Below are 10,103 nucleotides of genomic sequence, written 5' to 3'. Positions count from 1 at the left end.
GGGTTGCTGCGGCATGGCGGGTAGCTTTGGCTACGAAGCCAAACATTACGAGGTTTCGATGCAAATTGGAGAATTGGTCCTTTTCCCAACCGTTCGTAACCAACCCGAAGAAGTGACCATTGCCGCTCCCGGAACCAGTTGTCGCCACCAGATTAAGGATGGAACGGGCCGTATCGCTCTGCACCCGGCGGAGATTCTTTGGGAAGCCTTTGTACGCAATGAAATTCAGTAACGAATTCGGGTCCTGAAAGGGCAAGTCGGACGGAATCCCGAAGCTCTGATTAGCCCACTACCAAATTCCCGAAATGAGAATTTTGTAGTGGGCTAACTGCTTTCATTCCACGCCGAAAAAGCCTAAACTAAGGGTCTTGCATTGAGGATGTTTCATCGCTTGCTAAGTAAGGCTTCAACCTGCCGAAATCCTTGAAGCGTTAAACCATTCAAACGGCCAACGCTTCCAACCTTAAACTTTTTCAACCATTCTACCCTAAAATGCATCTGGCAATGTTTTTTAGCGGATATTTGGCCTGAACTTTCCGGCTCATCCATGACCGAACTACTTATTTTATTTCTCCTGATTTTACTTAACGGTGTTTTTTCAATGGCAGAAATTGCTCTGGTTTCTGCCCGGAAAATACGCTTGAAAAACGACGCCGAACGCGGTGATAAACAAGCCCGGCACGCCCTTCAGCTCGCCGAAGCTCCTGACACGTTTCTTTCAACTGTACAGATTGGTATTACGCTGATTGGTATCCTGACGGGTATCTATTCCGGCGAAAAGCTGGAAGGCGATTTATCGCTGTGGCTTCAGCAATTTGCGTTTGTGGCCCCGTACGCCAGTACCGTCGCCCGGGCGTTGCTGCTACTGATGATCACGTACTTTACCTTAGTCATCGGGGAATTGGTCCCCAAACGGATTGGACTCACCCGAGCGGAAAGCATCTCTAAGACCTTGGCTTTGCCCATGTCCGTCCTCTCCCGTATAACCTATCCGTTCATTTGGTTACTGTCTACGTCTACCAATCTAATCGTCAAAGTACTGGGCATTCGCCGGGGTGATGACAGCATGGTAACCGAGGAAGAAATCAAGGCCATTGTTAATGAAGGGCTGGAGCAGGGTACCATCGATGAAATCGAGCAGGAAATCGTGGAGAACGTGTTTAATGTCAGCGATCGCCATATTGTTTCGCTGATGACCCACCGCAGCGATCTGGCCTGGATTGATCTGCACGATAACGTCGAGCAGTTGCGAAAGAAAATCGAACTCGAACGTCACTCCGTTTACCCCGTTGGGGACAAGTCGCTGGACCGGATGGTCGGCGTGATTACGGTCAAAGATTTGTACTTGGCTACACCCGATACTCCGCTGAAAACCCTCATTCATAAACCTTTATTCTTACCAGAGAATATTTCGGCGTATCAGGTGCTGGATGAATTCCGTAAGTCAAAGGTACACCACGGCTTCATTGTGGATGAGTACGGTGTGCTACAGGGCATGGTAACAGTGAATGATATATTCGAAGCCATCGTCGGTCATATGCCCGATGCCGAAGTGGTTGATTTCACCTTTGTGGAGCGAGAAGATGGTTCGTTTTTGGTAGAAGCTCAGATGCCTTTCATTGACTTTCTCAGTCGCTTAGGCCGCCGGGATATTCGTGATTTCTTGGAAGAAGACTTCTCAACGGTCGCCGGTTTTATGCTTCATCACCTCCGCCGCATTCCCGTGGAGGGCGATCACATCAAATGGGATAACCTGACCTTCGAAGTAGTAGACATGGACGGTCAACGGATTGATAAGATCTTAGTTACAGAAGAAGATTCAGAGCGAAAAAATGAAAGGGGCTGAAACCTAGGTTTCAGCCCCTGGACAATTCCTACCGTTTCTTAATAGGTGCCGGTAGTATTCAAAAAAGCTTCCAGCGACATTCCTTCTCCCTTAAATCCGAAGCAGGGATATGCCGTAATGCCTCCTCCCGAATACAGACGGGCCTGTAGGTATTTTTTAGTGGGATAATACGTTTCCAGTTCAGCTAATCGTTCCTGCGAATCCACTATACCGAACCATAGATTTCCATCAAAAAAGAAAGCATTCGCAGGAATGTCACTTCCTGGTGTAGTAAGTAAAGCAGAACTCATTTTTTCAAGTGGTTGGATGTATAAAATAGGCTTTTCTAAAAAAGATACGTACGCTTAAGGAGTATACTTTTTCTAGCTAAAGGTGTGTAGGTCAATTCTAATACGAATAACCATAAACGTCTTATCTTGAGCTGAGCCTTTTCTATTAACCACCTCTTTTACCCGTTATTTGGTAGGAATGTCTGCCTTTTTGGTAAAGTACGCTTAGTGGGTAGGGGTATCCCGAACGGGAGCCGAGGCGTGTACTTCCGCGTAGATTTTTGCGGTGTACGCATCCAGTACTTGCAGAATCCGATCGTGGTTTTCACTCTGTACGATCAGGCCTATATGGTATTCTTCCCGCATTCGCCACCAGATTTCGGAAGCTACGTAACCATTCATATCCGGCCACTGCTCCCGGGCTAATGAAATGATAATTCCGGAATAAGTAGGCTTCAATTCAGGTAATTCGTACGTGGTACCCGCAGCCGTAGCCGTTTCAATGCGGGCCCATTCCCGCCATAGGTTAATACCACTGGCGGCTTCCACCATTTCGGCCAGATGGGCTCCCCCTACCCTGCATGCCGTTTCGAGAAAGTAAAATTCACCGTCTTCGTGGCATTGAATGAATTCGGAATGACTGGCTGAGTACTCCAATCCAAACGCCGTTAGTAGTTTTTCGTTGAAGGCTCGCAGGGCCTTTTCTTCGGCAGAACCAAAGGGGGTGGTGACGGAGCGGAAGATGCCTCCCCCGTGAGCAACCTCCATCGGTGTACTCAGGTATTGACTGACCCAGTTGAAGAGTACTTTGCCCTTATACGTCAGTGCATCGACGTGGTAGACGTGGCCGGGCTTAAATTGTTCGACGAGAAATTCGTGTCGCCGATCGCCCAGGCTATGGATGACCTGCCAGAGTTCATCCTTGTTCCAGACTTTTCGAATGCCCGCGGCAGAGGCTTCGCCCCGGGGTTTTACGACAACGGGAAAGGTGACAGAATCCGCAAAGGCATTGACTTCCGCATCGTTGAATAAAGCCGAAAACGCCGGTACTCGCAAGCCCGCTTCGGCGGCTTTCATTCGCATCGCCAGCTTATCCCGAAAGTACCGGGCGATGGTTTGCCCCATACCCGGCAGACGAAAAGTTTCCCGAAAAAAAGCTCCTTTTTCGACATCGAAATCATCCAGAGCTACGATCCGGTCAATCTTGCGATTTCGAAGAGCATACGCTAGTCCCTTCGCCGTCTCATTCAGATCCAATACTCCCTGATCGGGTGTTTCCACAAAAAATAGTTCGTCGATGTGAGAGCGAATCCAGGGTTTGTGTTCGAGTTTTTTCTCCGTCAGCAGATACACCGTATTTCCGGCTTCCTTGCAAGACTTTAAAAATTCGTTTCCTTTAAAATACGTAGCAATACAAAGAAAGGAGAAAGGCATACGGAATAAGGGATTGAGGTTTTGCTGAAATGCGGCTCCTTGAAGATACTGACTTTAGCTAAAAACCGTATCGATTCCCTAAAAAACCCTAGTCAGGCTTCTCGGCCTTGGCCATTTCGGTTACCTTTGCGGTATGGATTCCAGCCCCGGTCAATCGAGTATCTATAGCTTCCAATTTTGGCTTCTGTGTGCCAGTAACTTCCTTTTTACCGCCAGCTTCAACATGATGATTCCCGAGTTACCGGGCTATCTTTCTGCCTTAGGCGGCCGTGAATACGTGGGTTTGGTCATCAGTTTGTTTACGCTTACGGCCGGGGTTTCAAGACCTTTTTCGGGAAAATTAACTGATACGGTGGGTCGGGTGCCCATTATGGCCTTCGGGTCACTGGTGTGCTTTGTCTGTGGGTTACTGTACCCCTTCATGAGTAGTGTATATGCCTTCTTACTATTGCGGCTCTTTCACGGCTTTTCGACGGGTTTTAAGCCCACGGCTACCTCGGCGTATGTAGCGGATGTCATGCCCGAGGACCGGCGGGGTGAAGCCCTGAGTATGCTCGGTATTTCGGCGAGTATCGGCATGTCGGCGGGACCACCGCTGGGCAGCTGGCTAACGGCGGCGTTTTCGATTGATACCATGTTTTACGTTTCGTCGCTGTTTGCTTTTCTGTCGATTGGTATTCTGACGAATTTGAAAGAAACCCTCGAACGGCGGCAACGCTTTTCACCGCGATTGCTACTCATCAAGAAAAACGAAATCTTTGAACCCCGCGTACTGGCTCCCGCGGTGGTGATGTTGCTCAGTAGCTACGCGATCGGCCTGATTCTTACCATCGGTCCGGATTTATCACTTTCGGTAGGCATTTATAACAAAGGTCTGTTTTTCATGACCTACACCATTTCGTCACTGCTGATTCGGCTGGTGGCGGGGAAAGCCTCCGACCGCTTTGGTCGCGTTAAAGTATTACGGATGTCGATTCTGGTACAGGTTATCGCCATGTTAGGACTAGCCTTTGCCGATAATCTGTACATGGTACTGGCCATGGCCTTTCTCTTCGGCGTTCCCTGGGGACTGAACACGCCGGCTTTACAGGCCTGGACCGTCGATTTGGCGAATCCTCTGTACCGAGGTCGGGCCGTAGCTACTACCTATATCGCTCTGGAAGTAGGCATTGGGATCGGAGCTTTAACCTCGGGCTGGCTACACAATCATTTACGAAACAGTTATCAGATCAATTTCCTGATTTGCAGCGTGATTACCTCCGGAGCATTAGTCTACCTTACCTTCCGCAAATCACCCGCCCTGACGATGTAACCTTATGACTTTCACGGAATATCTTACCCAGAAAAAAATAAACGCCCAGGCCTTTCAGCAAGCTGAACCTGAGCGTTTTAAAGAGTGGGAGCAACTATTTGAACAAGTTCATCCCGATAGTTTTACGGTCCAAAAGAAATTCCTCATCAATCCGATTCGCCGCAAGTACGGCCTTTCGGCTTAGGTCTTATTCTTTCTCCCCCGTATCGGCGTAATCCGGCATTTCCTGATCATTCAGCCGGACCATCTCCGTATTCTTCCGTAGCCGCATGTTGATCAGCTCGACCGTAAGAGAGAAGGCCATCGCTACGTACAGATACGCTTTGTTGACTTCCTGGTGAAAGGATTCGGCCACGAGCATGATTCCGATGGCAATGAGAAAGGACAGAGCGAGTATCTGCAAAGTCGGATTTCGGTTGATGAAATCGGCAATGATGCCCGAAAAGGCCAGCATGATGCCCATGGAGATGACTACGGCGATGATCATAATCCAAACATTCTCCACTAGGCCTACAGCCGTCAGGATACTGTCAATCGAAAAGACGGCATCGACGATTACGATCTGAACGATCGTCGCCATCAGACTGGAATACTTGGCAGCCCCTAAAGAAGACTCCGCCGACGCTTGTAATTTATGGTGAATTTCGAGCGTACTTTTCCCCACCAGAAATAATCCTCCACCCAACAAAATCAGGTCTTTCCAGCTGATTCCCACGGGGTCAGTCGTGCCATGTTCATAAATAAACGGCACTTCAAACAGTGGGGTCGTGAGTCGTAGTAGAGAAGTAATTCCAAAGAGGAGAATAATCCGAAATACCATTGCCAGTAACAGACCGATCGTTCGGGCCTGCTTTTGCTGAGCCCGTTGGAGTTTGTCGACAATGATGGAGATAAAGATGATATTATCTACCCCAAGTACGATTTCCAAAAACGATAAGGTCAGAAGACTAATCAATACGGCCGGTTCGGCCAGGTTCGGAAATTCCATGATTCAGATGAATGTAATAGTATGATTGGGGACGAAGTTTCATTAAAAGCTTTATTCCAGCAGCAAGATATGGTACTGTCGGTACAATTTAGGTTTGGAATGGATTTTTCATTTAGGGAATGGACATCAACCTTGAATTTATACATGGCACGCAAATCTCGTTTATTCTCTCTGGCCCTGGGCGTGGGTCTTGTATGGGCGGCCCGCCAGTTGGTACGCTATAGCCGACGTTTCGACGTTCGCAATAAAGTAGTACTCATTACGGGAGGTTCGCGGGGCCTTGGCCTGGTACTGGCACGACAATTAGCCACTCAGCAGGCCAAACTCATCTTAGTCGCTCGTGATGCCGACGAACTTCAACAAGCCGAAGAATCGATTGCCGAACTGGGAGCAGAAGTCATTTCCATTGTCTGTGACATGACAAATCCTGCCGAAGTAGAGGATATGATTGAAGAAAGTCTCAACTACTACGGTCGCATCGATGTACTCATCAACAACGCGGGTATCATTCAGATTGGCCCGGTAGACAATATGACGCTTCAGGAATACGACGAAGCCATGGAAACTCATTTCTTCGGTCCACTCCATGCGATTCGAGCCGTATTGCCGCACATGAAGGCCCGTCAGGAAGGGCGTATCGTTAATATTTCATCTATTGGTGGAAAAGTGGCGGTACCGCATCTACTGCCCTACTCGGCCAGTAAGTTTGCCCTGAGTGGGCTTTCCAAAGGGTTACGTACGGAACTACTGCATCAAGGTATTCACGTCACGACCGTATATCCGGGATTGATGCGTACGGGTAGTCCACGGCATGCCATCGTGAAAGGTGAACATCAGAAAGAGTACGCCTGGTTTAAAATCGCGGATTCACTCCCCTTGCTCACGGTCAGTGCGGAAAATGCCGCCCAACAGATCATTGAAGCCTTGAAGCAAGGAAGAGCGGAACTAACGGTGAGTGTACCCGCCAAACTGCTGGCTGCTTTAGATCATCTGTTCCCGGAGTTGGCAGCCGACCTCTTTGGTATTACCAACCGATTTTTGCCCCAGCCCGTACCCGAAGCGGCCAATCCCCGCAAGCATGGGTACGAAGTAGAGTCGAAGGTTACGCACAATGGCATAACCCAGCCTACCGATGAAGCCGCTGTAGAAAATAATGAGTTTTAGAAGCTAGCTTTTAGCTCATGAAAAAGGAGAAACGGTAAACCCGTTTCTCCTTTTTTGTACACCTTATCGATTCGTTAGCCAATTACAACCGGACCGTTTTGGTTGATGCTGGAAACGTAAATTTCACTTTCAATTTGTACGCTGGCAAAAGCTCGCTGCATCGCCTCTCCTACTTTTTTAGCCGTATCCCGATCTTTGCTCAGGGCAAACATGGATGGACCCGCTCCCGAGATACTACAACCCAGAGCCCCCGCTTCGATAGCGGCGTGTTTGACCTCATCAAAACCCGGAATTAGAATGGAACGTACGGGTTCAATGATCACATCAACCAGACTGCGGGAAATCAGGCCATAATCACCCTTCATCAGTCCGGCTACCAGTCCAGCTACATTACCCATCTGGGTAATGGTATTTTTCAGCGACGTTTCTTTCCGGAGGATATTCCGGGCGTCTCTGGTATTCACCTCAATTTGTGGATGAACGATGGTCGCAAAAAGCTCGGCGGGGGTATCAATCTTCACCACGTCGAGTTTGGGTTCGTAGCTGCGAATGGCAATAAAACCACCCAGCAAACTCGGAGCCACGTTATCGGCGTGAGGCGTACCACTGGCAAACCGCTCTCCTTCCATCGCGAAAGGTAATAAATCAATCTGCTCCATGGGGCGTCCCATGAGTTCATTCAAAGCGAATACGCCCGCTACGGAACTCGCAGCCGAAGAGCCTAAACCGCTACCCAGCGGCATTTTTTTCCGTAACTCGATACTAATTCCCTGATTGGCATTGAGATGCTTGAGGTACGCCAGCATCGAAATACAGGCCGTATTTTTTTCCGGATCGAGTGACAATCGTCCCTGATCGCCTTCAATTTTTACGATTTCCAGGCCGGGTGTAACCTTTTTGCGGAGAATAATCTCATCGCCGGGATTATCGACGGCAAAACCGAAAATGTCAAATCCGCAGGCCACGTTGGCTACGGTCGCCGGAGCGAAGACTTTGATGGATTCCATGAAGTAATTGAGCAAAACGGCCTTTTCAACGCGAGCCGTCCCAAAGATAGAGGGTGAGAAACTTCAAACAAAGGTATGGGAAAGGTTTGGGGGAGTTTGATAGAGTTTGAGGGAGTTCAAGGTTTGAAATGGTTTGATACGGTTTGAGATTTAAAAAAGTTTAAGGCCGTTTCAACGGATTTAAGGTCTAAATCAATTCATCGTAATACTAGCCTCAACCTTTAGACCTTTTAAACCTAATCAAACCACATTCAAATCACATTAAATCTCAAGCCCTTTTCAAACCTCAAACTCCATCAAACCTTAAACTTTTATCAACTTCAAACCGTATCAAACCGGAATTACATCCACGCCTACTTTAAACGTCTGTTTTCCCGTACTGAAAACGATTCCCCTTAGCGGGGAGACGTCCCCGAAATCTCGACCCCAGGCGGTGGTGATGTGCTTTTCCTGCGGTACTAAATCATTGGTAGGATCAAAATCGCACCAGCCTACACCCGGAGCGTATACTGAAACCCAGGCGTGCGTGGCATCCGAACCCTGTAGTTTGGTTTTACCCGGCGGGGGCTGCGTTTCCAGATAACCGCTGATGTACCGGGCCGCAAAACCCAGACTGCGGAAACAGGCAATGGCCAGATGGGAAAAATCCTGACAGACTCCCTTCCGTTCTTTCAGCACGGTTTTGAGCGGCGTATGGATCGTCGTAAAACCCGAGACGTATTTAAATTCCGTGTAAATTTTATGACAGAGCTGCCGGGCACTTTGGTAAAAGGACTGATTTTCAGAAAAACAATCGGCCCCGAAGCTACGTATTTCTTCGTCCCACTGCACAAACGAACTCGGAATCATGTATTCCAGCAACTGCGTTTTCAGTGCATGATTCGTCCGTAACTGATCTTTCACCTCCCGATTGGTCATGAATAAATCGGTAATGATTGATGAGCGGGTTTCGATCATACTCGTCGCCAGCACGGTCAATTGGGTATGTGGCTGATGGATGGAAAAGTGGTGCAGGGTATTCCCAAAGTAGTCCGTCCGCTGACTAATCTCATCGGGCATCGGCGTAATCTGTAAAGCGAAATTTGTACAATTCTGACGCGGTGAAATCTTCGGCATCAGGCAGGCAATGCCGTGATAGTTATTCACATTACCCGTATACGTATACTGCGTTTGATGAACCAGTTTATAATTCATTTTCAAGGTCCATTATCGTTTCCGTAATCGAATGCTGCGTAGCGGTATGATTAAAGTACAGATTAGCCGTAAAATCCGATACCGACAAAATCAATCCGTATACTTCCGCTAGCAGTTGATCCAGCTTTTCGTAGGGCATGGCGTCGCCACTCACGGTACTCAGCTCGGCTACATCGATGAGTTGAATCTGGGTGGAAGCTCGCAATACGGCTTTCTGAGCATCATTCAACCGCTCGGAAGCATGGGGCAACTGAGCAATGGTCTGTTCGAGGGCCTGTAGCAGGTACGCTAGTGAGGAAGGCACCTGTTTGTCCAGCAGAACCATATCCAGCATGTATTCCATCTCGTAATTGGACTTGTAGGCCGAACGGTAATTTACCAGAGCAAAATGGTTCATCAACGTGGCTTCAATGAGTTCGTGCTCAATAAACCGTTCGGTTCGGGCACTGAAGATGGAACGCATGATCACAATCTTGGACAAAATGCGTTCTATCAGTTTGCCCGTCTCAAACAGTAAGAAACCGTTGTTTCGCGGTAACGATTCACTGACAATTCCATAGAATGTGAACAGGCTGTATTGCAGCGTATTCAGGGTATTCTGAATGTCGTTTGGATTCTGTTTGGGCTGAATCTGCTTGAGTTTCTGGGCAATATTTTCGATCACGTCGATGGTACGCCAGGTTACCTGATTCCAGCGTTCGCGTACGACAATCATGGCCTTCAGGAACGAGTCAATCGTCGAAGCGATCGTACCGCGTTTAGCCTCGTTGGCAATGCTGTCCGTGATAATCGCAAACGGATGCTTGTATGATTCCGGGTTTTCGTTCGAAAAACCGGGCTCAATTCGAATCAGCCGGGATACGGTCTTGAGCAGGATTTCAATGTGCTC

The 10,103-nt window shown here is 48.4% G+C and carries 11 protein-coding genes; 5 read left to right on the top strand and 6 right to left on the bottom strand.

Features of this window, described 5'->3' with window-relative positions; genetic code table 11:
* Both ACOJTG_RS08200 and ACOJTG_RS08195 read left to right on the top strand, forming a co-directional pair.
* On the top strand, positions 1-232 hold a 232-nt coding region (locus ACOJTG_RS08200; RefSeq protein ID WP_420153365.1), incomplete at its 5' end, for a hypothetical protein.
* Positions 233-547: 315 nt separating this feature from the next.
* Positions 548-1,846, top strand: a complete 1,299-nt coding sequence (locus ACOJTG_RS08195; RefSeq protein ID WP_420153364.1) for a hemolysin family protein — start codon at positions 548-550, stop codon at positions 1,844-1,846.
* A 38-nt stretch (positions 1,847-1,884) separates the two neighbouring features.
* Here the strand turns inward: ACOJTG_RS08195 and ACOJTG_RS08190 are convergent, their stop codons facing one another.
* A complete protein-coding gene (locus tag ACOJTG_RS08190) occupies positions 1,885-2,136 on the bottom strand; it encodes a hypothetical protein (RefSeq protein WP_420153363.1) in 252 nt (83 codons plus the stop codon).
* A gap of 204 nt (positions 2,137-2,340) precedes the next feature.
* Complete coding sequence (locus ACOJTG_RS08185) at positions 2,341-3,549, bottom strand: ATP-grasp domain-containing protein (RefSeq protein ID WP_420153362.1); 1,209 nt, start codon at positions 3,547-3,549, stop codon at positions 2,341-2,343.
* Positions 3,550-3,682: 133 nt separating this feature from the next.
* Between ACOJTG_RS08185 and ACOJTG_RS08180 the strand changes: the two genes are divergently transcribed.
* Complete coding sequence (locus tag ACOJTG_RS08180; RefSeq protein ID WP_420153361.1) at positions 3,683-4,861, top strand: MFS transporter; 1,179 nt, start codon at positions 3,683-3,685, stop codon at positions 4,859-4,861.
* Positions 4,862-4,865: 4 nt separating this feature from the next.
* A complete protein-coding gene (locus ACOJTG_RS08175; protein ID WP_420153360.1) occupies positions 4,866-5,045 on the top strand; it encodes a hypothetical protein in 180 nt (59 codons plus the stop codon).
* 3 nt (positions 5,046-5,048) lie between these two features.
* Here the strand turns inward: ACOJTG_RS08175 and ACOJTG_RS08170 are convergent, their stop codons facing one another.
* Positions 5,049-5,849: a TerC family protein gene (locus tag ACOJTG_RS08170; RefSeq protein WP_420153359.1), complete on the bottom strand. Its 801-nt coding sequence runs from the start codon at positions 5,847-5,849 to the stop codon at positions 5,049-5,051.
* A gap of 144 nt (positions 5,850-5,993) precedes the next feature.
* Between ACOJTG_RS08170 and ACOJTG_RS08165 the strand changes: the two genes are divergently transcribed.
* Positions 5,994-7,013, top strand: a complete 1,020-nt coding sequence (locus ACOJTG_RS08165) for an SDR family NAD(P)-dependent oxidoreductase (protein ID WP_420153358.1) — start codon at positions 5,994-5,996, stop codon at positions 7,011-7,013.
* Positions 7,014-7,087: 74 nt separating this feature from the next.
* Here ACOJTG_RS08165 and ACOJTG_RS08160 read toward each other — a convergent pair whose 3' ends face one another.
* From ACOJTG_RS08160 to ACOJTG_RS08150, 3 genes are all read right to left on the bottom strand, one after another.
* Positions 7,088-8,020 carry a homoserine kinase gene (locus ACOJTG_RS08160; protein WP_420153357.1) on the bottom strand — a complete coding sequence of 311 codons (933 nt, stop codon included), beginning with the start codon at positions 8,018-8,020 and terminating at the stop codon, positions 7,088-7,090.
* Between the two features lie 330 nt (positions 8,021-8,350).
* The gene (locus tag ACOJTG_RS08155) at positions 8,351-9,214 is read right to left on the bottom strand and encodes a transglutaminase family protein (protein WP_420153356.1); all 864 of its coding nucleotides are present in this window, start codon (positions 9,212-9,214) and stop codon (positions 8,351-8,353) included.
* On the bottom strand, positions 9,204-10,103 hold a 900-nt coding region (locus ACOJTG_RS08150; protein ID WP_420153355.1), incomplete at its 5' end, for an alpha-E domain-containing protein. The genes ACOJTG_RS08155 and ACOJTG_RS08150, both read right to left, overlap by 11 nt.

The organism is Siphonobacter sp. (assembly GCF_048595215.1).
Taxonomy (GTDB): domain Bacteria; phylum Bacteroidota; class Bacteroidia; order Cytophagales; family Spirosomataceae; genus Siphonobacter.
This window is presented reverse-complemented; position numbering and strand designations above follow the sequence as displayed.